Genomic DNA, 20,136 nt, shown 5'->3' with positions numbered 1-20,136 from the left:
CTACCGCTACTCTCACTCGCGTGACGCACTCCGCCAACCACACCCAGAAGTCGCGCCGGGGCCACCGCGGCCCCGGCCGCCGCATCGGGCGCACGCTCGCCCTCGTCCTGCCCGTCGTCCTGGTGCTGTCCGGCACGCTCGCGGTCACCCGGGTCAACTGGTCCGGCAGTTCCTCGGACTCGGTCCTCACCGCCTCGGCGGGCGACCTGTCCGTACCGGCCAAGTCCCGCGCGCCGCAGGACGTCCTGCGCCACCGGCTCCTCCTGGAACTCCAGGAGAAGAATCCCGGCGTCGCCCTCACGCAGTTGCAGCAGGAGGTCGACCGGCACCCCTCGCTCGCCAAGCACTGCGTGTCCATCGCCCGCGCACTCGGCCGCGCCGCCGTCCGGGCGTACGGCCCGAGCCGCGCCCAGTCCTACGCGCGCCCGGTCTGCGACACGTCCTTCGCCACCGGCGTGGCCGCCCACCAGAACGGCTGAGCGGGCCCGTACGGCGCCGACAAGGGCCGGTAGGGGCCACTCAGGGGCCGAGGCGGCACAGAACCCTGCGCGGTACGCCGCGTAGGGTTCCGTCATGACCACCGGTGCCCACCACCCCGCACGGCCCACGCAGGCCGTCGTCCTGGCCGGCGGCCAGGGCTCACGCCTTCGCCCGTACACCGACGACCGGCCCAAGCCCATGGTCGAGATCCCCGGCACGGGGACCCCGATCATCGGCCACCAGCTGTCCTGGCTCGCCGCCGAGGGCGTCACGGACGCGGTCGTCTCCTGCGGCCACCTCGCCGAGGTGCTCCAGGAGTGGCTGGAGTCCGCGGACCTGCCGCTGAAGGTCACCACGGTCGTCGAGAAGGAGCCGCTCGGCCGCGGCGGCGGCCTCAAGTACGCCGCCGCGCACCTGCCGCACGCCGACCGGTCCTGGTACGCGACCAACGGCGACATCTGGACCCGTTTCTCGCTGCGCGACATGGCGGCCTTCCACGCCGAGCGCGACGCCACCGCCACCCTCGCCCTGGCCCGCCCCCGCATCCCCTGGGGCGCCGTGGAGACGGACGCCTTCGGCCACATCACGGACTTCATCGAGGCCCCGCCGTCGCCGTACCTCATCAACGCGGGCGTGTACGTCTTCTCGGCGGCCTTCACCAGCCTGCTGCCCGACCGCGGCGATCACGAGCGCACCACGTTCCCGCGCCTCGCCCGGGAGAAGCGCCTGGCCGGCTTCCCGCTCCCCCAGGGCGCGTACTGGCGCGCCATCGACACCGCCAAGGACCTCACCGAGGCGGCCAAGGAGCTTGCGGCCCAGGGACGTTGACCCCGCCTTGAGTCCGTCGGGCGTCGTCGGTACGCGGATGTCCTTCGGGCGTACGCCGATGGGCCCCGCACACATGTCGTGTGCGGGGCCCATCGGCGTACCGGGGACGGACGGGAGCGGGCGCCTCAGCCGAGGACACCGCCGAGCAGGCCCGGCTTCGCGCCGCCGCCCGTGCTGCCGCCACCGCCGGTGGAGCCGCCCGAACCGCCGGTGGTGCCATCACCGCCGGTGGAGCCGCCGGAGCCGCCGCCCGTGCTGCCGCTGGTGGCGGCCGGGCCGCTGGTGGCCGCGGGCGGCTGCTCCTGGGGGGGCGCCTCCTGCTGGGACGACGGCGCCTGGCCGCCCGTGCCCTGCGTGGCGCTCGGCCTGCGCTGGTCCGCGCCGCCGGTCTCGGGGGCCGCGCCCGGGGTGCCCTCGGCGCCCCGGGTGGGGCTGGCCGTGCTGCCCTGGGTGGGCGCGCCGTCGACGGTCGCCGACGGGCTCTGCTTGTCGCGGCGCAGCTTGCGTTCCCCGTCGGAGTTCTCCGGCAGCGGGGAGCCGGGCAGTTCGTTGCGCGGGGACTCGCCGGGCCCCGGCACGGTGACGCGGTCCGCGTCCCGCACGGCGCCGCCGAGCAGCGAGCCGACGAGCAACGTGAGGCCGACGACGACGGTCCCGATGAGCGCGCCGCGCCGCAGCACCCGGCGCCGCAGCTCCCACAGCTCCGCGCGCGGCCCGAGCGTGCGCCAGGCCTCGTTGGCGAGGCGGCCGTCGACGGAGTAGACGGGCGCGCCCGCGATGATCAGCGGGGACCAGGCGGCCAGGTAGATGATGTCGGGCGCGTCGTACGCCGGGACGGTCTTCCAGCTCACCGTCACCAGGAGCGCCGCGGAGAGCAGCACCCCGATGGAGGCGGCGAGCCGCTGCCAGAGGCCGAGCACCGTCAGCACCCCGACGATGACCTGCAGGAAGGCGATGACGAGTCCGGCGCCCACGGGGTGCTGGAGCGCCCAGTCCCGCAGCGGCTCGGCGAGCGCCCACGGGTGCAGCGAGTTCAGCCACTTGACCATGGAGCCGCGCTCGCCGCCGTCGAAGTAGACGGGGTCGCAGAGCTTGCCCATGCCGGCGTAGATGGAGATGAAGCCGAGGAAGACGCGCAGCGGGAGCAGCACGACGCCCAGGTTGAGGCGGCGGCCGGGGAAGTAGGCGTGCCGCTGCGCGGCCGCCGTCCCGGAGCCGCCGCGGCGTCCGGTGGCCTCGTCGCGGTCGTGCCGGTCGTAGCCGTCGTCACCGTCGTCGGCGTACCGCGCGGCCTCGGCCTCGTGGTGCTCGTCGTCGGCGCTGCCGGGAAGCCGCATCTGCGGGAGCAGCCGGGTGCCGTCGCCGGGGTCGCGGGGCGGGGTGAAGGCGGCGGTCTCGGCCGGGTCGCGGGGCGGGGTGAAGGCCGCGGTCTCGGCCGGGTCGGCGTACGGATCGTCGAGGTCGACGCGCGGGATGACCTGGGTGGAACCGCCGTCGTCGTAGGTGTCGCGGCCGCTTCCCTCGGCCGAACGGCGCACACCGCTCGCACGGACGGCCTGAAGCAGTCCGCTGGCGTCGAGGTCGCCCGGCGCGGACTTGCCGCTCCATACGACGGGCGCGCGCCTGCGCGCCGGGGCGGCCCCGGCGGCGGGGATCCGCACGGTGTCGTCCGTGGTGTTCAAGTCGCGTGCGATACGCGGCGATTGGGTCCGCCCGGAGGTCCGGAGCTGCACGCGGAAGCTCGCGTGATTGACGATGACCTGCGCCGGGTCGCAGGGCACCTTCACCATGCTCAGCGCGGGAGTGTCGTCGAACCCTGACGAGCGGCCCCCCGTGGGTGTGCGGGGTGTTCTGGTGTCCACACTCATCTAACCGAGTGATGTGTGGTTTGGACACTGCCTTGACCCACGGCAAATGTCCGGACCCCGTCAAGCAGCCGTGACCGGCGGGGCGCGGACGGTCCTGCCGTCCCGCCCCGCCCGCCCTCACCGGCGTCGGCGCGCCGCCTCGTACAGCACGACGCCCGCGGCCACACCGGCGTTCAGCGACTCCGCGCCGCCGGGCATCGGGATGCGCACCCGGAAGTCGCAGGTCTCGCCGACGAGCCGGGACAGGCCCTTGCCCTCGCTGCCCACGACGATGACGACCGGGCCCTCCAGGGCCTGCAGCTCGCCGATCTCCTGCTCGCCGTCGGCGGCGAGGCCGACCACGGCGATGCCCGCCTTCTTGTACGCCTCCAGGGCGCGCGTGAGGTTGGTGGCGCGCGCGACCGGCGTGCGCGCGGCGGTGCCCGCCGACGTCTTCCAGGCGCCGGCCGTCATACCGGCGGCCCGGCGCTCGGGCACCACGACGCCGTGCCCGCCGAAGGCGGAGACGGAGCGGACGACCGCGCCGAGGTTGCGCGGGTCGGTGACGCCGTCCAGGGCGACGATCAGCGGGTCCTCACCGTCGTCGTAGGCGGCCGCGACCAGGTCCTCGGGGTGCGCGTACTCGTACGGCGGGACCTGGAGCACCAGGCCCTGGTGGTTGAGGCCGTTCGTCATCCGGTCCAGCTCGGGGCGCGGGGCCTCCATCAGGTGGATGTCGCCGCGCTCGGCGGCGAGCTGGAGCGCCTCGCGGACGCGCTCGTCGTTGTCGATGAACTGCTGGACGTACAGCGTGGTGGCGGGCACGCCCTCGCGCAGCGCCTCGTAGACGGGGTTGCGGCCGACGACCAGCTCGGACGCCGACTTGCCGCCCCGGCCGCGGGGGGCCTGCTTGCCGCCGGCGGCGCGGCGCGCCTTGGCGTTGGCGGCGCGCTGCTTGACGTGCCCCTTGCGCATCTCGGCGGGCGGCGTGGGCCCCTTGCCCTCCAGGGCCCGGCGCCGCTTTCCGCCGCTGCCGATCTGCGCGCCCTTCTTGCCGGACATGCGGCGGTTGTTAGCGGCCATGACCTACCTGTCTGTGTGATGCGTGGTCGCGTCCGCGCGCGAAGGCGTGCGGACGCTTCTGAAGTCGTCGTATATGCAGTGTGCCGCCCGAGGTCCCGGGCGGCACATCAGCGTGTGGTCCGCGCTAGCGCGGACCGAGCGTCCAGCGGGGGCCCGACGGGCTGTCCTCGATGACGAGGCCCGACTGTCCGAGCTGGTCGCGGATGGCGTCGGCGGTGGCCCAGTCCTTGCGGCCGCGGGCTGCCTCGCGCTGTTCGAGTACGAGGCGTACGAGGGTGTCGACCACGCCGTGCAGGTCTTCACCGCTGTCGCCCTCGCCGCCCGCCCAGTGCGGGTCGAGCGGGTCCAGGCCGAGGACGCCGAGCATGGCCCGGACCTCGGCGAGGCGGGCGATCGCGGCTTCCTTGTCGTCGGCGGCGAGCGCGGAGTTGCCCTGCCGGACCGTGGTGTGGACGATCGCGAGGGCCTGCGGGACGCCCAGGTCGTCGTCCATGGCCTCGGCGAACGCGGGCGGCACTTCGGCGGCGGGCTCGACGACGCCCCCGGCCTTGTCCACCACGCGCTGCACGAAGCCCTCGATGCGCGCGAACGCGGACTCGGCCTCGCGCAGGGCCTCCTCGCTGTACTCGATCATCGAGCGGTAGTGCGGGGTGCCCAGGTAGTAGCGCAGGACGATGGGACGCCACTGCTTGACCATCTCGGACACCAGGACCGAGTTGCCGAGCGACTTCGACATCTTCTCGCCGCTCATGGTGACCCAGCCGTTGTGCACCCAGTACCGCGCGAAGGCGTCGCCGAAGGCCTTGGCCTGGGCGATCTCGTTCTCGTGGTGCGGGAAGATCAGGTCGATGCCGCCGCCGTGGATGTCGAACTCTTCGCCCAGGTACTTGTGGGCCATGGCCGAGCACTCCAGGTGCCAGCCGGGACGGCCGCGGCCCCAGGGGGTCTCCCAGCTGGGCTCCCCCGGCTTGGCGGCCTTCCACATGGCGAAGTCGCGCGGGTCGCGCTTGCCGGTCTCGCCCTCGCTCTCGGGCTGCAGGAGGTTGTCCAGTTCCTGGTTGGACAGCTCCAGATAGCCCTCGTACGAGCGCACGTCGAAGTAGACGTTGCCCTCGGACTCGTAGGCGTGTCCGCGCTCGATCAGGCCGCGCATCATCTCGATCATCTCGGTGATGTGGCCGGTGGCGCGCGGCTCGTACGTGGGCGGCAGGCAGCCGAGGACGTCGTAGCCGTCGTTGAACGCGCGCTCGTTCTCGTAGCCGATGGACCACCAGGGGCGGCCCTGCTCCGCCGACTTCTTGATGATCTTGTCGTCGATGTCCGTGACGTTGCGGATGAACGTCACGTCGTAGCCGCGGTGCGCGAACCAGCGGCGCATGATGTCGAAGTTGAGGCCCGACCGGATGTGGCCGATGTGCGGGGCCGCCTGCACCGTGGCGCCGCACAGGTAGATCGAGACACAGCCTTCGACGAGGGGGCTGAAGTCACGGATCTGCCGGGCGCTGGTGTCGTACAGGCGAATCGTCACCACACCAGGGTAGTGGCCCCGGGGCAGTGCCCCGCGCCCCTAGGGGGCGACAGGGCACACAACTGTGATGAACGGCTGTCCCGCGGCCCGCTCAGATCCTGCCGACGACCTTGCGCGGCGTGACGCGGACGACCACGCGCGGCGCGTCCTGGCCCGCCTGCGCGCTGAACTCGGCGTACTTCAGGCCCGTGTACTTCAGCGACAGCTCGTCGATCAGCTCCTGGCCGCCCTCGGTGGTCATCTCGGCGGTGCCGCGGATCTCCGCGTAGGTGTACGGGGCGTCGAAGGGCTGGAGCAGGACCGTCACGCGCGGGTCGCGGCGCAGGTTCTTCTCCTTCTGCCGTCCGACGGTGGTGGAGAAGATGACGTCGTCGCCGTCGCGCTTCACCCAGACCGGTGAGAGCTGAGGGCTGCCGTCGGGCTGGATGGTGGCGACGGTGACGAAGACCGGGTTGTCGAGCTGGGACTTGAGGTCGTCGGAAAGCTGGGCGGACATGGCTTCACTCCTCGGCTGTTGACCGCTTGACGACTCGTAGCCCTACCCGATCCCGGGTCGCCGCACCACGGGGCGGGGCGGGTTTCGGCCCCGCGCAGCCCGTACGGGCGACGGGCCCCCTTCAGCCCGTACGGACGGCCGGTCCGGCTCGGCCGTACGGACGGCCGGTCCCGCTCAGCCCGTACGGACGACCAGCGCCGTCGCGATGCCCATGAGCCCCTCGTCGCGGCCGGGGAAGCCGAGGCCGTCCGTCGTGGCGCCGGAGACGGTGACCGGTGCGCCGACCGCCTCGGAGAGCACCTTCTGGGCCTCGTCGCGCCGCTTGCCGATCTTCGGGCGGGGGCCGATCACCTGCACGGCGACGTTGCCGATGGTGAAACCGGCCTCCCGGACGATCCGCGCGGCCTCCGCGAGGAGGGTCAGCCCCGACGCCCCGGCCCACTCGGGCCGCCCGGTGCCGAAGTGGGCGCCGAGGTCGCCGAGCCCGGCGGCGGAGAACAGCGCGTTGCACGCCGCGTGCGCGACGACGTCCGCGTCGGAGTGCCCGGCGAGCCCGGGCCCCTCCCCCTCCCACCTCAGCCCGGCGCACCACAGCTCGCGGCCCGCTTCGAAGGCGTGGATGTCGGTGCCGACGCCGACCTGCGGCAGGGGGTACGGGAGCGCGCCCGGCCCCGGCTGGGACTGCGGCTGCGGCCGGGTCGGGTCAGAAGCCATCGTTGGCCCTCCTGCGGGCGAGTACGGCCTCGGCGAGGACGAGGTCGAGGGGCCGGGTCACCTTGAACGCCTCCTCGTGGCCCGGCACGAGCACCACCGGCTCGCCGAGGCGCTCCACGAGGCCCGCGCAGTCCGTGGCGCCCTCGCCGACGACGGCGGCTTCGTGGGCGCGGAGCAGCGTGGCCCGGTCGAAGCCCTGCGGCGTCTGCACGGCCCGCAGGCGGGCGCGCTCGGGGGTGGCGAGGACGGGCTCGGGCTCGCCGGGCGTTCCTGGCTCGACCTCCTTGACGGTGTCGGCGACCGGCAGCGCGGGGACGACGGCGGGCGCCCCGTCGCGGACGGCCTCGATGACGCCGTCGACGGTGTCCACGGGGACCAGGGGGCGGGCCGCGTCGTGCACGAGCACGATGTCGATGCCGGGGGGCAGGGCATCGAGGCCGAGCTGCACGGACTCCTGGCGGGTCGCGCCGCCGGGCACGACGAGGAAGTCGGTCCGCTCGGGCAGGGCGTGGTCGGCGAGGAGGGTCTTGACCTCGGGGGCGCCGTCCGGCGGGGCCACGACCACGACGAGGGAGACGGCGCGGGACGCGGCCATCGCGCGCACGGCGTGGATGAGCATGGGCGTACCGTTCAGGGCGCGCAGGGCCTTGGGGGCGCCGGGGCCGAGGCGGACGCCGCGGCCCGCCGCGGGGATCACCGCGGCGGTGCGGAGGGGCTCGGCGGGGTGCGTGGACTGGGCGTGCTGGGCGGGACCAGGCCGGCCCGCCACAGAAGATGCGTCAGACATCGGTTCCGTTCAGGTTTGTGTGCTCGGCCGACATGGGTATGGCCACAGCGTGCCGGGCGCGACGCCTTGACCGGACCCTTCCGTGACATCTGGTCGAGGCAGCTGCCCGAGCCCGGCACGCCAAAGTACCGGGGGATCTTTCCGTACACGCGAACCGGCGGTGAAGACCGGGGTACGCGCACGCGCGCCCGGGGTCGACGCCTGCCCGTTTTCGGGTACGGGTACGGGTACGCGGGTGCCCTCGGGGCACGAGGACTCCCTCGGGTACGGACATGCCGCAGTGCGAACATGCCGCAGTGCCCGGCAACACCTTTCAGGAGTCGGCGGGCACCGCGGCAATGTGTGCGCTCTGTGTTCGTCCCGGGACGCACGCCAGGTGGTGTGGCGCTGCGCTGCGTCGGTCAGGACTTCAGGACGCGAGGACCTCGTCGAGCAGGGCCTCGGCCTTGTCCTCGTTCGTGTTCTCCGCGAGGGCCAGCTCGCTCACCAGGATCTGACGGGCCTTGGCGAGCATGCGCTTCTCACCGGCGGACAGTCCGCGCTCGCGCTCCCGACGCCACAGGTCACGGACCACTTCCGCGACCTTGATGACATCGCCGGAGGCAAGCTTCTCAAGATTTGCCTTGTAACGGCGCGACCAGTTCGTGGGCTCTTCTGCGTACGGCGCGCGCAGTACTTCGAAGACCCGGTCGAGGCCGTCCTGGCCGACCACATCACGCACACCGACGAACTCCGCATTGTCCGCTGGCACACGTACCGTCAGGTCGCCCTGGGCGACCTTCAGCACCAAGTAGGTCTTGTCCACGCCTTTGATCTGGCGAGTTTCGATAGCCTCGATCAGCGCGGCCCCGTGATGGGGATAGACCACGGTGTCGCCAACCTTGAACGTCATGTGACAGGTACCCCTTCCGTGGCTATCCAGGGTAACACGGATACGGCGTCTTCTGAATGGCGTTTTCGCAGGTCAGGGCATATCTCGGGGCTTGACAACTGCAACAGGAACGTGCTGCGCGAGGGCCGCGGAAGGGGGTATTCGCAGGTCGGAGCGGCTGTTCGGGGACGGTGAAACGCCCCCGTTACGCGCCCCGAGAGAGGGCCGCAAGGGGACGAACGTCCCGGTTTGCCGGGTTCCCGTAGGTGAACTTCCGCTACTCCGTTCAGCACTCGCTGACACGTACGAGACGACGCGCCGGACGCGTTCGGGATCACTTCGCGACGGTCCCGGAGGCGGGTCCGGCGCGAATCCGGAATTGATCAAGAACCACGAGCGCCCGTGCGCCCGAACCGCGCTCCGATCCACCAGGTGGCACGTCCCGTGCGCCATCCACTGATCAATTTCCCGGCCTCCTCCGATTTCCTTATCCGAAAATCGCCGGAACGCCGGCGGCCCCGGATTTACGAATACGGAACAGGCCCTGGAACGGGTGGGGCACGCGAGGTCCCGGGAGGGCGCGGGGAGGCCGTGGGGCGAGTCGGGACGGGAGCATCGGGCGGGGAGACCGGCAGCTCGTGGTGCTGAGGGGCGGGTCGGGTGCGGCGGCGCGGGAACGGCTCGGTAACCTAAGCCCGCTGACACACCCTTAGGGCGGCTCTACGGTCGCCCGCCAGGACGGCGTCAAGGCCGCCCGCCCCCTCCGTACCGCCCACGTTTAGGAGTTGCCGCCGCCGTGAGCCGCAGCCTTCGACGCGGCGCCATCGCCGCCACCGCCCTCGCGTTCTCGCTCGCCACGCTCACCGCCTGCGGTGCCGGAAACAACGCCCAGACGATCGAGATCAAGCCGGACAACGCGGCGACCGCCGTCGGCGACATCAAGATCCAGAATGCCATGATCATCACGCAGCCCGACCGCGAGTCGACGGGCCCCGCCGTCATCGCCGCGACGGTCTTCAACAACGGCCGCACCGCCCAGACCCTGGAATCCATCAAGGTCGACGGCACCGGCAAGAAGGCCGCGCTGAGCCCCGCCAAGGGCGAGAAGAAGGGCGCGGGCGGCGGCCTGACCATCCCGGCCGGCGGGTCGGTCACCATCGGCGGCAAGGACAACGCCGCCGCGGTCCTGCCCAGCAGCCGCGAGTCCGTCAAGGACGGCAACGCGCAGCCGGTCACCTTCGCCTTCAGCAAGACCGGCGACGTGAAGCTGAAGACGTTCGTCGTGCCCGCCGAGAGCTACTTCCAGAAGTGGGGCCCGAGCGAGCTCCCGAAGGCCCCGGACGCCAAGCCCTCGGGCAAGCCGTCCGGAAAGCCCTCGGGATCGCCCTCCGGCAGCCCGTCGGGCACGCCGTCCGGGGACGCCGAGAACGGCACCGGGAACGGCGCTGAGGGCGCCGCCGGGGCCGACGGCGCCGAGGGCGGCGAAGGCGCCCAGGGCGCGGGCACCACGCCGTCCGGCGAGGCCGGGCACGAGGGCGACGCGCAGCGCTGACGTCCTCCCGTACGCGGGACGGTTCGACCCGTACGCGGGGACGTTTCGAGAAGAGCACGCGAAAGGGCGGGAACCCCTCAGGGGTCCCGCCCTTTCGCGTGCTCACGTGGGTGCTGTCTACGGCTCGAACTTGTAGCCGAGGCCGCGGACCGTCACCAGGTAGCGGGGTGCGCCCGGGTCCGGCTCGATCTTGGCGCGCAGGCGCTTGACGTGCACGTCGAGGGTCTTGGTGTCGCCCACGTAGTCGGCGCCCCAGACGCGGTCGATGAGCTGCATGCGGGTCAGTACGCGGCCCGCGTTGCGCAGCAGCATCTCCAGGAGGTCGAACTCCTTCAGGGGCAGGTCGACCTTGGAGCCGGAAACCGTGACCACGTGCCGGTCGACGTCCATGCGGACCGGACCCGCCTCCAGGGCCTGCGGGGCGACCTCCTCGGGCTCACCGCGGCGGCGCAGGACCGCGCGGATGCGGGCCACGAGCTCGCGGGACGAGAAGGGCTTGGTGACGTAGTCATCGGCTCCTATTTCCAGGCCGACGACCTTGTCGATCTCACTGTCCTTGGCGGTGACCATGATCACCGGCACGTTCGAGCGGCTGCGCAGCTGACGGCAGACCTCGGTGCCGGGCAGGCCCGGCAGCATCAGGTCGAGCAGGACGAGGTCGGCGCCGTTGCGCTCGAATTCGTCGAGTCCGTCGGGTCCGGTGGCCGCGATCGCGACCTCGAAGCCCTCCTTGCGGAGCATGTACGACAGGGCGTCGCTGAAGGACTCCTCGTCCTCGACGACGAGCACTCGGGTCACGGAAGGACCTCCGGGGCGGCAGGAATGGGTTCGTATGCGGTTGTGTCGTCGGGCCTGGCGCCCTGGTGCGCGCCGTTCACGGGCACGGAGCGTCCGGTGCCGCGGTCGCGCGTCGCGCCCGCCTCGGGCAGACGCAGGGTGAAGGTGGAGCCCTGGCCCTCCGAGCTCCACACCGTGACCTCCCCGCCGTGCGAGGCGGCCACGTGCTTGACGATGGCGAGACCGAGGCCGGTGCCGCCGGTGGCGCGCGAGCGGGCCGGGTCGACGCGGTAGAAGCGCTCGAAGATGCGCTCCTTGTCCTTGTCGGAGATCCCGATGCCCTGGTCGGTGACCGCGACCTCGATGTGGTCGCCGCCCGGTGCGGTGACCCGGCGCGCCGCTATGCCGACCCGGGTGCGGGCCGGGGAGTAGTTCACGGCGTTCTCGACGAGGTTGCCGAGAGCCGCGGCGAGCTGGCCGCGGTTGCCCCAGACATGCAGGTCGGAGACCGCTGTCCGGCTGCCGGAGCCGCCCTCGGCGGTCGGCGCCGCGGCGCTCCCGACGGTCGCGGCCATGGTGATCTGCTTGGTGCCCGCCTGGTGTCGGCAGCGGTCGATGGCCTCGGCCACCAGTTCGTCGACGCGCACCGGCTCGGCGTCCTCCAGGGGGTCGTCGTTCTGCACCCGGGAGAGGTCGATGAGCTCCTGCACGAGGTTGGTCAGACGGGTCGCCTCGTTCTGCATCCGGCCCGCGAAGCGCTCCACGGCCTCGGGGTCGTCGGCGGCGTCCATGACGGCTTCGGAGAGCAGCGAGAGCGCCCCCACCGGCGTCTTGAGCTCGTGGCTGACGTTCGCCACGAAGTCGCGGCGCACCGCCTCGATGCGGCGGGCCTCCGTGAGGTCCTCGACGAGCAGCAGGACCAGGCGGGAGCCCAGGGGCGCCACCCGCGCGGAGACCGCGAGAGCGTCACCCCGGCCCGTGCCCCGGCGCGGCAGGTCCAGCTCGACCTGTCGTATCTCACCGTCGCGCCGGGTGTCCCTGGCCATCTGCAGCATCGGCTCGACGGCGAGTTTGCCGCCGCGCACCAGTCCGAGGGCGTACGCCGCGGAGCTCGCCTTGACCACGCTGTCCGCCTCGTCCAGGACGACCGCGGAGGAGCGCAGCACGGAGAGGACCGTGTCGACGCCGGGGGGCAGGACCGCGTCCGTGTGCAGAGACGTCCGGGTGGGCCTCTTCTGGTCGCGTTCGCTCCAGCGAAACGCCAGCATGGCGATGACGCCGGTGCACACCCCGGCGATCGCTGCCGCTGCGGCGACCGCCGCGTTCACGTCCATGCCTCCAGGTTATGCGCGGTCGGAGTACCGGCCACAGCCATCCGGGTGGCCACTCGAACACTCGTCGCTCAGAGTTCACTGTGGGGACGGCAGTGGTTCATTTCGGCGGGGCGCCCCGCCGGACCGGCGGATTCCGTTGTGCGGCACGCGTTCCGGGTGCCGAGCGCGGGTCGGCTCGCGGGGCCCTTGGTGCAGTGTGGCGCATCGGGCGGGCGGCGAGGCTCCGTCGCCCACAGTTCACCTTGGCGACAGAGGTGATTCATTTGAGATGACTTAAACGGACGCGTCGGGCCACCACCGTGGGAGCGTGGGGGTGAGCCCCTGTGACGTACGAGAGAGGGACAGCCACATGCGTGACGCGTACCACGAGGAACTTGACTCGATCGGCGAGGGCCTGGTCGAGATGGCCCGCCTTGTCGGGTCGGCGATCGGGCGCGCCACCACGGCCATGCTCGACGCCGATCTGAAGCTGGCCGAGAGCGTGATCGCCGCCGACCAGAAGGTCGACGACCTCCAGCACGAGCTGGAGGCCCGCGCGATAGCCCTGCTGGCGCGGCAGCAGCCGGTCGCCACGGACCTGCGGATCGTGGTCACCTCGCTGCGGATGAGCGCCGACCTGGAGCGCTCCGGCGACCTGGCCCAGCACGTGGCCAAGCTGGCCCGGCTGCGCTTCCCGGAGTCGGCGGTGCCGCGCGACCTGCACGCGACGATCCTGGAGATGGGCCAGCTCGCGCAGCGCCTGATGGCGAAGGCGGCGGAGGTCATCATCACCAAGGACGTCGATCTGGCGCTGCAGCTGGAGCAGGACGACGACGAGATGGACCTGCTGCACCGCACGCTGTTCCAGCACCTGATGGACGACCGCTGGAAGCACGGCATCGAGACCGCCGTGGACGTGACGCTCCTCGGACGCTACTACGAGCGCTTCGCGGACCACGCGGTGTCCGTCGCCAAGCGCGTCGTGTACCTGGTGACGGGTGAGCACGCGGACGAGATCCAGCCGGGCTCGGCGCCCGTCGAGGGCGCGTAGCACCTGCCGACGGGGCGCGTGGGTGCGCGCCCCGAGCCGTGCGCGGGGTGGGCGCCGAGGTTCGCGCGCCCACCCCTTCGTGCTCCGCTGAACCGAAACGCGCCGGAACCTCACCCGCGCTGAGCGTCAGCCGCAGCCGCCGCCGCACTGGCAGGAGCCGCCGGACTGGCAGCCACAGCTACAGCCGGGACCGCACTGGCAACCGTCGGCGTGGGTTTCGGGCCTGGGGGACTCAGCCATGTGTCTCCTCCTCGAAGGCATACTGCGAAGACGTACTGCCTGCCTCTCCATTGCAAGCCCGAGGCGGCGGGGCGCGTCAACGGCGCACGCGTGCGCACCTGTTCACCCCACGCTGCCGTCCGCCGCTCGCTCCCTCCCACGCGCCCCCGCGCGCACGGAATCGCACACAGAAAAGGGGCTCCACGCGCGCGTGGAGCCCCTTTTCCCGTACGGGCGGACCTACTTCTTCTTGCCCTGGGTCTGGCGGGCCCGTTTTCGGGCCTGGTCAGGGGTGCGCACCTCACCTGACCTGCGGCCGGGCCGTCGTTGTCGCGCGTTGTCGGTCGCCGTCGGTCGACCTCGGAGGGCCCATGGAGGGCCCGGGTGGTGTCACCCCAGACCTCAGTAGCGAAGAGGAGCAGTCTCACACGGGCGTGGGACGGTGTCGGTCTGTTGTCGTGTGCCGCTGTACGTGCCTGCTGATGTCGGAAACAGCCCCGCGAGCTGCGCGTCTTCCGTAAAGTATCCGGCCGTGACGTCGTATGAGCTGTGGTCCCTGGTTGGTTCGTTCGGCTCTCTGGTCGTCAGTGTCACCGCCTTCGGCGCACTGGCGTGGCAGCTTCTCCTGCTGTCTCGCAGCACAGCCCAAGATCACGACAGGCGGCGCAAGCAGGCGACCATGGAGTACCTCACGGCCAATATGGACCGGCGGAAGGCGCTGTTCGATGAGGGGATACCGAATGAGCGCGATCATGGGGCCATCGCCGCTCTGATCAGCCTCTCGCTGTCAGGCGACCATCAATCGACCAAGCTGATCACTGCGTACCTCACCACGTTCAACTTCCTGGCCGTAGGCGCGCAGACGGACGCCTTCGACCGAAGGGTTATCGACGAGGCTTGGGGCGGCCTCATCATCGCCGTGTGGAACAACTACCGGCCCTGGATCGAAGTGAAGCGACAGGAGTACGGCGAGCCACGCGTGTGGGAGAACCTGGAGTGGCTGGCCGGCCACATGACCCCGCGTCGGTCTGCCGCTCCCGCCGGAGACGGCGGAACCCTGCCCCCGCAGGGACAACCGGTGGCGTAGCAGGCCCCTGGGGCCGACCGCCGCTCGTTCTTAGGTGCTGCCCATACGCGCAGGCTCCGGGGTCTCGTCCGTGAAGACGTGCTCTGTCGGTCGGGTTTGGCGCTGAGCCAGCCAACCTGACACCCGAGGCCCCCCGTTGATCGCTGCCCCCTCCAGGACCGTACGGACGTGCTCGAACCCCTGACGGAGGTAGTACGCCTGTAGGTCTTTGTTGGTTGTCCACGCGTCGAGCCGGAGCCAGGTGGCCCCGGCTCGGTACGCACGGTCTCCGGCCCAGTCGAGCAGACGTCCCCCGAGGTTCTGTCCGGCATACGTGCGCGCCACGCTGAGTTTGTTTATGAACAGAGAGGGCTCGGCCAGTTCCTGCTCTGTCCAGAGCCCTTCTTCCGCTTCGGGGGTCAGGGTGATCGTCGCCGCCGTTGCGTCAGCGTCCAGGACCATGAACACAGTTCCCGCCCGGATGTTCTCCAACAGCTTGTCAGCGGGGTAGGGGCGTTGCCACTGGTCGGTGCCGAAACGGGAGAGCCAAGCTGCAGCTTCCGCTCGGAAGGCCAGCAGCGCGGAGACGTCGCCCGGCTGGGCAGGGATGATTCTCACTGAGGCTCGTTCTCGCTTCGGGCGGCCAGGTCACCGATCGCGTAGGTCATCCGGTTGATATCGCCCCGGAACGTGGTGATGGTGCACCGGATGGGTCGGTCCTTGGAGCAGCCGGTACGCGTCCGAAGCAGCACAGGAACTCCAGCACCGAGGGCCCGCAGTGGGCCCAGGCCGTGAAAACGCCCCCGATCCGCGCCATAGGCACAGGTCGGGGGCATGATCGCAAAACCTACTTCTTCTTGCCCTGGTTCTTGACCGCCTCGATGGCCGCCTTCGCGGCGTCCGGGTCGAGGTAGGTGCCGCCCGGGTTCAGGGGCTTGAAGTCGGCGTCCAGTTCGTAGGAGAGCGGGATGCCGGTGGGGATGTTCAGGCCCGCGATGTCGGCGTCGGAGATGCCGTCGAGGTGCTTGACGAGGGCGCGCAGGCTGTTGCCGTGGGCGGCGACGAGGACCGTGCGGCCGGCCAGGAGGTCGGGGACGATGCCGTCGTACCAGTACGGGAGCATGCGGACGACGACGTCCTTCAGGCACTCCGTGCGGGGGCGCAGCTCCGGGGGGATGGAGGCGTAGCGCGGGTCCGCGGACTGCGAGAACTCGGCGCCGTCCTCCAGGGCGGGCGGCGGGGTGTCGTAGGAGCGGCGCCACAGCATGAACTGCTCCTCGCCGAACTCGGCGAGGGTCTGCGCCTTGTCCTTGCCCTGGAGGGCGCCGTAGTGGCGCTCGTTCAGGCGCCAGCTGCGGTGGACGGGGATCCAGTGGCGGTCGGCCGCCTCCAGGGAGAGCTGCGCGGTGCGGATCGCGCGCTTCTGGAGGGACGTGTGGACCACGTCGGGGAGCAGGCCGGCGTCCTTCAGCAGCTCACCGCCGCGGACCGCCTCCTTCTCGCCCTTGTCGTTCAGGTTGACGTCCACCCAGCCGGTGAACAGGTTCTTCGCGTTCCATTCGCTCTCGCCGTGGCGGAGGAGGATCAGCTTGTACGGTGCGTCGGCCATGCCTCTGAGCGTAATCGAACCGCCGGAGGGGTCGCCCCCGGGAGCGATTGACGGTTGTCGTCAATCGAGTGGCGGGAAGGTTCCCGTGGGTCGTAAGTTGTGCATGCGGTTTTTGCCACTTACAAGCAGTGTCTGTTCCATCCGGGGGATCCATGCCGATCGTCGCCATGAGACGTGCCGTCAAAGAGTCCGTCTCAGGACTGCCGCCCGCCTTCTGGTGGCTGTGGACCAGCACCCTGGTGAACCGCCTCGGCGGCTTCGTCGCCACCTTCATGGCGCTGTACCTGACCGTGGAGCAGGGGTACTCGGCCACGTACGCGGGGCTCGTCGCCGCGCTGCACGGGCTCGGCGGTGTCATCTCCTCGATCGGCGCGGGCGTCATGACCGACCGGCTCGGGCGCCGGCCCACGCTGCTGATCGCGCAGGTGTCGACGGCCGCCTCCGTGGCGCTGCTCGGGTTCATGACGCACCCGGTGGCGATCGCGGGCGTCGCCTTCCTCGTCGGCATGGCGAGCAACGCCTCGCGTCCCGCCGTGCAGGCGATGCTGGCCGACATCGTGCGGCCCGAGGACCGGGTGCGGGCCTTCTCGCTCAACTACTGGGCGATCAACCTGGGGTTCGCGATCTCCACGGCGGGCGCGGGCTTCATCGCCTCGTACAGCTACCGCGCGGGCTTCCTCGTCGAGGGCGCGATGACGCTGGTGTGCGCGGTCCTGGTGTTCGTGAAGCTGCCGGAGTCCCGGCCGACGCGCAGTGCGGAGGCGACGGCGGCCGAGGAGTCGGTCGGGCTCGGCACGGTGCTGCGGGACGGGCGGTTCATGGGTGTGGTCGGCCTGTCCTTCCTGGTCGCGCTGGTCTTCCAGCAGGGGGCGCTCGGGCTGCCGGTGGCGATGGGCGAGGCGGGGTTCTCACCGAGCGACTACGGCCTCGCCATCGCCGTGAACGGCGTCATGATCGTCGCGCTGCAGATCCCCGTGACGCGGTTCATCGAGCACCGCGACCCGCAGCGCCTGCTCGTGCTGTCCTCGCTCGTGGCGGGGTACGGGTTCGGGCTCACCGCGTTCGCCGGTTCGGTCGGGGTGTTCGCGCTGACGGTGATGGTGTGGACGCTCGCCGAGATCATCAACGCGCCCACCCAGACGGGCCTGGTCGTGCGGCTCTCGCCGACGCACGGGCGCGGCCGTTACCAGGGCATGTACACGATGTCGTGGGCCGTGGCGGGGCTCGTGGCACCGCTGATGTCCGGCTTCCTGATCGACCGCCTGGGCGCGGAGTGGCTGTGGGGCGGCTGCGCGCTCGTGGGTACGGTGGCGGCGCTCGGGTACTGGGGTCTGATGCGGGGGCTTCCCGCGGAGCCGCGGGCGGGGGCGGCGGGGCACGAGGTCCCGGCGCCCGAGCCGACGGTGGCGCGGACCGCGGAGTCGGAGGGCGAGGTGCGCGAGGGCGTGATGCGCGAGGGCGTGATGCGCGAGGGCGAGGTGCCGGAGCTCATGGTGGCGCGGGCCGCGGAGCCGGAGGTCGTGGTGCCCAAGGCCCTCGGCGACTGAAGGTTCCGCGCACCGCCGCTACCGTGAGATCAGCGCAGGGCCCACCCAGGGATCCCAGGGAGAGTGACCCGACCATGGCCGAACCACTGAAGACCTTCGTCGGCGGCGAGGAGGTCGATGTCCCCAACACCATCCCGGACATCCGCGCCGCCCTGCCCGAGGACCGGCGCGCGGAGTTCGACCGGGCCATCAACGAGGCCGGAGTCGACGAGATCCACTCCGTGATGCGGCACTGGATGCTGGAGTCCGTGCCCGACCCCGAGGCCGAGGCGGTGCTCGACCGGCTCGCCGCCGACGAGGCCGAGAGGCGGAGCATCGCGTGAGCCGTCACCGGAGCCGCAGGTACCGCATCACCTACGCGCCGCCCGCCGACGACACCCTCGCCAAGATGAACGACGCGGACGCCTTCCGGGCGGCGATGGAGCGCACGCTCGGCCGCGACCCCTACGGCCACGGCTCGACGGCCGTCTCCACGGACGCCGCCGAGCGCGACCGCCGTGAGGCGACGGTCGGCGGCGCGATCGTCCTCTACTACGTGTCGGGGTCGGTCCTCACCGTGACGGTGGTCCGCCTGGTCCCCTTCAACTGAGGCCCGAGGCCTGAGAGCTGCGGGCTGCGGGCCCGGCCTCACTCCCCCAGAACGCGCTGCGCCTCGTACAGGTTCCGAGGCCGGACGGAACCCGGTGAACCGTACGCCTCGATACGGGAATTGAGCTCTCCGGAGAAGTCCGGTACGTCGATCTGGTCGAACTCACGGACCCGGGAGATGCCGACCGTGGCACTGTACGGAGCGATGCCGTCAATTTTAACCAGTCCGGCGCGCTGGTTGGTGACCGTGACGTTCCAGTGGGTGAATCGCGCTCCGTAGAGGGGCCCCGCGCTGGCGTCGCCGCCGTGCCGCCCGTCGTTCTCGACGGTGATCTCCGTCCGTACGTTGGCGAACGGCATCCCCCGGTGCGTGTCGAACGTCCCCATCTCCATGACGCCCCGCGACCACACGTTGTACGAGGACAGGCCCTCCACGTTGATGCCGTGCAGCTGGGTCCCGGCGGGCGCGGGCACGGTGCGCCGCTCGATGCGGAACTCCTCGATCAGGTTGTCGTGCGAGCCCTCGCGGCAGAAGTACGGGTGGTGCGAGCCGCGGCCGCCCACGGCGGTGCGGCGCAGCGTGCAGGCGGAGGCGGCGACCAGGCCGAAGCCGTTGTCCACGTGGCGTACGCGCACGTCGTCGGCCCAACAGTCGTACGCGCACTGGAAGGTGACGCCGTTGTGGCCCTTGTCGAGCAGGTGCGGGGACTGCGGGGTCCGCACCGCCTCCAGGGTGAGCCCCTCGACTCCGGAGCCGGTGAGCGCGGGGACGTGGGTGGTGAGCCGGGGGTCCCACTCGGGGCGTACGTCCAGCGGCAGGGGGCGCTCGAAGGTGACGGTGTGCCCCTTGACCTGGGCGATCCGCACGGGCCACTCGTAGGGGACGTACGACGTCAGCTTCGTCTTGTCGTCCCAGGTGTACGCCCGCGCCCCCGGTCCTTCGCCCGCCATGTGCTCCAGGAGCGTGTGGTCGGCGTCGTCGGCGAGGCGCAGCAGGACGAGGCTGCCGCGGCGCAGCCGGGAGGTGTCGGCGACGCGGACCGACCAGGAGCCGCGGGTGGCGGGGGCGACCGTGGTGAGGGTGCGCCACTCGTCGCGCTTGTTGCCCGTCCAGCCCTCGAACGGCCAGTCCTTCGCCCTGATGGCGGCCGTGAGGCTGTCCAGTCGGTCGCGCGGGCACAGCCAGATCAGGCCTCCGGCCCAGGACCAGCTGGACTTGTCGCCGCCGTAGCGGCTGCCGTAGGGGCCGACGAGTTCGGTCAGGTTCCTGGTCGCGAGCAGCTTCGTGCGGCCGCTGCCCGCGCCCCTCAGCACGACGCCGTCGTCCCCGATGCGGATGATGTCGTCGATGCGGTACGTGCCCGGGGCGAGCTGGACCGTGCCCCCGCCGGCCCTTCCGGCGGCGGCGAGGGCACGGTTGATGGCGGACGCGTTCGACTCCGCGTCGGGCCTCGCGCCGTATCGGTGGGCGTGGAACACGCGCTCGGGCCGCCGGAGGTGCCGGGCGCCCCTGCGGGCTCCTGCTCGTCCCACGTAGGGGATCTGGGGGTGGGTGTAGGGGGCCTTGGTGAACTCTCGCCAGAGGGTGGGGGGTTCGGCGGCCTGGCGGGGTCCGGGTGCCGCGGTCGCGACCGGGCCGGTGACGGCGGTCGCCGCGACGGCGACGGCTCCGCCGAGGATGCCGCGTCTGCTGAGGTTGCCCATGCCCGCCCCGCCTCCCGTATATGTACGTGAACGACGTTCACGTCTACGTTGGGCGGGAGCATGCCACGAGGCTGCC

At 71.5% G+C, this 20,136-nt stretch carries 20 protein-coding genes; 8 read left to right on the top strand and 12 right to left on the bottom strand.

The features are described from left to right. Positions 1–20 precede the first annotated feature (20 nt). On the top strand, positions 21–479 hold the full coding sequence (locus QUY26_RS21650) for a hypothetical protein (RefSeq protein ID WP_087884697.1): 459 nt from the start codon (positions 21–23) through the stop codon (positions 477–479). Between the two features lie 94 nt (positions 480–573). Then, entirely contained in the window at positions 574–1,308 is a 735-nt protein-coding gene (locus QUY26_RS21645; RefSeq protein ID WP_289949157.1) for a nucleotidyltransferase family protein, read from the top strand. Positions 1,309–1,433: 125 nt separating this feature from the next. Here the strand turns inward: QUY26_RS21645 and QUY26_RS21640 are convergent, their stop codons facing one another. The 7 genes from QUY26_RS21640 to QUY26_RS21610 all read right to left on the bottom strand — a co-directional run bounded on the left by QUY26_RS21640 (position 1,434) and on the right by QUY26_RS21610 (position 8,655). Next, positions 1,434–3,176 (bottom strand): DoxX family protein, encoded by a 1,743-nt coding sequence (locus tag QUY26_RS21640; protein WP_289949154.1) that lies wholly within the window; start codon positions 3,174–3,176, stop codon positions 1,434–1,436. A gap of 117 nt (positions 3,177–3,293) precedes the next feature. Next, positions 3,294–4,238: a 23S rRNA (guanosine(2251)-2'-O)-methyltransferase RlmB gene (gene rlmB / locus QUY26_RS21635; RefSeq protein ID WP_289949153.1), complete on the bottom strand. Its 945-nt coding sequence runs from the start codon at positions 4,236–4,238 to the stop codon at positions 3,294–3,296. A 124-nt stretch (positions 4,239–4,362) separates the two neighbouring features. Further along, positions 4,363–5,766 (bottom strand): cysteine--tRNA ligase, encoded by a 1,404-nt coding sequence (cysS, locus tag QUY26_RS21630; RefSeq protein ID WP_289949152.1) that lies wholly within the window; start codon positions 5,764–5,766, stop codon positions 4,363–4,365. Positions 5,767–5,857: 91 nt separating this feature from the next. Next, positions 5,858–6,262: a PPOX class F420-dependent oxidoreductase gene (locus QUY26_RS21625; RefSeq protein ID WP_289949148.1), complete on the bottom strand. Its 405-nt coding sequence runs from the start codon at positions 6,260–6,262 to the stop codon at positions 5,858–5,860. A 174-nt stretch (positions 6,263–6,436) separates the two neighbouring features. Beyond that, positions 6,437–6,976 (bottom strand): 2-C-methyl-D-erythritol 2,4-cyclodiphosphate synthase, encoded by a 540-nt coding sequence (ispF, locus tag QUY26_RS21620; RefSeq protein WP_289949146.1) that lies wholly within the window; start codon positions 6,974–6,976, stop codon positions 6,437–6,439. Then, positions 6,966–7,763 carry a 2-C-methyl-D-erythritol 4-phosphate cytidylyltransferase gene (gene ispD / locus QUY26_RS21615; RefSeq protein WP_289949144.1) on the bottom strand — a complete coding sequence of 266 codons (798 nt, stop codon included), beginning with the start codon at positions 7,761–7,763 and terminating at the stop codon, positions 6,966–6,968. The genes ispF and ispD overlap by 11 nt, the downstream gene beginning before the upstream one ends. 409 nt (positions 7,764–8,172) lie before the next feature. Then, positions 8,173–8,655, bottom strand: coding sequence for a CarD family transcriptional regulator (locus QUY26_RS21610; protein ID WP_003953493.1), 483 nt, complete (start codon positions 8,653–8,655; stop codon positions 8,173–8,175). Positions 8,656–9,430: 775 nt separating this feature from the next. Between QUY26_RS21610 and QUY26_RS21605 the strand changes: the two genes are divergently transcribed. Continuing rightward, positions 9,431–10,186 (top strand): DUF461 domain-containing protein, encoded by a 756-nt coding sequence (locus QUY26_RS21605; protein ID WP_289949143.1) that lies wholly within the window; start codon positions 9,431–9,433, stop codon positions 10,184–10,186. A 117-nt stretch (positions 10,187–10,303) separates the two neighbouring features. Here the strand turns inward: QUY26_RS21605 and QUY26_RS21600 are convergent, their stop codons facing one another. Both QUY26_RS21600 and QUY26_RS21595 read right to left on the bottom strand, forming a co-directional pair. After that, positions 10,304–10,984 carry a response regulator transcription factor gene (locus tag QUY26_RS21600; protein ID WP_030362171.1) on the bottom strand — a complete coding sequence of 227 codons (681 nt, stop codon included), beginning with the start codon at positions 10,982–10,984 and terminating at the stop codon, positions 10,304–10,306. Further along, positions 10,981–12,297, bottom strand: a complete 1,317-nt coding sequence (locus QUY26_RS21595) for a sensor histidine kinase (protein WP_289949140.1) — start codon at positions 12,295–12,297, stop codon at positions 10,981–10,983. The genes QUY26_RS21600 and QUY26_RS21595 overlap by 4 nt, the downstream gene beginning before the upstream one ends. Positions 12,298–12,646: 349 nt before the next feature. On the opposite strand from QUY26_RS21595, the gene phoU reads away from it, so the two are divergent. Next, entirely contained in the window at positions 12,647–13,327 is a 681-nt protein-coding gene (phoU, locus tag QUY26_RS21590; RefSeq protein WP_190116020.1) for a phosphate signaling complex protein PhoU, read from the top strand. A 751-nt stretch (positions 13,328–14,078) separates the two neighbouring features. Beyond that, complete coding sequence (locus QUY26_RS21585; protein ID WP_289949138.1) at positions 14,079–14,633, top strand: DUF4760 domain-containing protein; 555 nt, start codon at positions 14,079–14,081, stop codon at positions 14,631–14,633. 30 nt (positions 14,634–14,663) lie between these two features. On the opposite strand, the gene QUY26_RS21580 is transcribed toward QUY26_RS21585, so the two are convergent. Next, on the bottom strand, positions 14,664–15,230 hold the full coding sequence (locus QUY26_RS21580) for a GNAT family N-acetyltransferase (protein WP_289949136.1): 567 nt from the start codon (positions 15,228–15,230) through the stop codon (positions 14,664–14,666). Between the two features lie 229 nt (positions 15,231–15,459). Beyond that, positions 15,460–16,221 (bottom strand): phosphoglyceromutase, encoded by a 762-nt coding sequence (locus QUY26_RS21570; RefSeq protein ID WP_289949135.1) that lies wholly within the window; start codon positions 16,219–16,221, stop codon positions 15,460–15,462. A gap of 152 nt (positions 16,222–16,373) precedes the next feature. Between QUY26_RS21570 and QUY26_RS21565 the strand changes: the two genes are divergently transcribed. From QUY26_RS21565 to QUY26_RS21555, 3 genes are all read left to right on the top strand, one after another. Next, positions 16,374–17,768 carry an MDR family MFS transporter gene (locus tag QUY26_RS21565; protein ID WP_289949133.1) on the top strand — a complete coding sequence of 465 codons (1,395 nt, stop codon included), beginning with the start codon at positions 16,374–16,376 and terminating at the stop codon, positions 17,766–17,768. 74 nt (positions 17,769–17,842) lie between these two features. Continuing rightward, positions 17,843–18,091 (top strand): hypothetical protein, encoded by a 249-nt coding sequence (locus QUY26_RS21560; RefSeq protein WP_289949131.1) that lies wholly within the window; start codon positions 17,843–17,845, stop codon positions 18,089–18,091. A 65-nt stretch (positions 18,092–18,156) separates the two neighbouring features. Beyond that, positions 18,157–18,357 carry a hypothetical protein gene (locus tag QUY26_RS21555; RefSeq protein WP_289955897.1) on the top strand — a complete coding sequence of 67 codons (201 nt, stop codon included), beginning with the start codon at positions 18,157–18,159 and terminating at the stop codon, positions 18,355–18,357. Between the two features lie 38 nt (positions 18,358–18,395). Here QUY26_RS21555 and QUY26_RS21550 read toward each other — a convergent pair whose 3' ends face one another. Beyond that, positions 18,396–20,060, bottom strand: coding sequence for a glycosyl hydrolase family 28-related protein (locus QUY26_RS21550; protein WP_289949130.1), 1,665 nt, complete (start codon positions 20,058–20,060; stop codon positions 18,396–18,398). Positions 20,061–20,136 lie beyond the last annotated feature (76 nt).

It is taken from the genome of Streptomyces flavofungini, assembly GCF_030388665.1.
Taxonomy (GTDB): domain Bacteria; phylum Actinomycetota; class Actinomycetes; order Streptomycetales; family Streptomycetaceae; genus Streptomyces; species Streptomyces flavofungini_A.
This window is presented reverse-complemented; position numbering and strand designations above follow the sequence as displayed.

Coding starts and splice junctions, on each gene's coding strand:
- QUY26_RS21645 (WP_289949157.1), top strand. CDS start 574: ATGACCACCGGTGCCCACCACCCCGCACGGCCCACGCAGGCCGTCGTC.
- QUY26_RS21640 (WP_289949154.1), bottom strand. CDS start 3,176: ATGAGTGTGGACACCAGAACACCCCGCACACCCACGGGGGGCCGCTCG.
- rlmB (WP_289949153.1), bottom strand. CDS start 4,238: ATGGCCGCTAACAACCGCCGCATGTCCGGCAAGAAGGGCGCGCAGATC.
- QUY26_RS21625 (WP_289949148.1), bottom strand. CDS start 6,262: ATGTCCGCCCAGCTTTCCGACGACCTCAAGTCCCAGCTCGACAACCCG.
- ispF (WP_289949146.1), bottom strand. CDS start 6,976: ATGGCTTCTGACCCGACCCGGCCGCAGCCGCAGTCCCAGCCGGGGCCG.
- ispD (WP_289949144.1), bottom strand. CDS start 7,763: ATGTCTGACGCATCTTCTGTGGCGGGCCGGCCTGGTCCCGCCCAGCAC.
- QUY26_RS21610 (WP_003953493.1), bottom strand. CDS start 8,655: ATGACGTTCAAGGTTGGCGACACCGTGGTCTATCCCCATCACGGGGCC.
- QUY26_RS21595 (WP_289949140.1), bottom strand. CDS start 12,297: ATGGACGTGAACGCGGCGGTCGCCGCAGCGGCAGCGATCGCCGGGGTG.
- phoU (WP_190116020.1), top strand. CDS start 12,647: ATGCGTGACGCGTACCACGAGGAACTTGACTCGATCGGCGAGGGCCTG.
- QUY26_RS21570 (WP_289949135.1), bottom strand. CDS start 16,221: ATGGCCGACGCACCGTACAAGCTGATCCTCCTCCGCCACGGCGAGAGC.
- QUY26_RS21565 (WP_289949133.1), top strand. CDS start 16,374: ATGCCGATCGTCGCCATGAGACGTGCCGTCAAAGAGTCCGTCTCAGGA.
- QUY26_RS21560 (WP_289949131.1), top strand. CDS start 17,843: ATGGCCGAACCACTGAAGACCTTCGTCGGCGGCGAGGAGGTCGATGTC.
- QUY26_RS21555 (WP_289955897.1), top strand. CDS start 18,157: ATGAACGACGCGGACGCCTTCCGGGCGGCGATGGAGCGCACGCTCGGC.
- QUY26_RS21550 (WP_289949130.1), bottom strand. CDS start 20,060: ATGGGCAACCTCAGCAGACGCGGCATCCTCGGCGGAGCCGTCGCCGTC.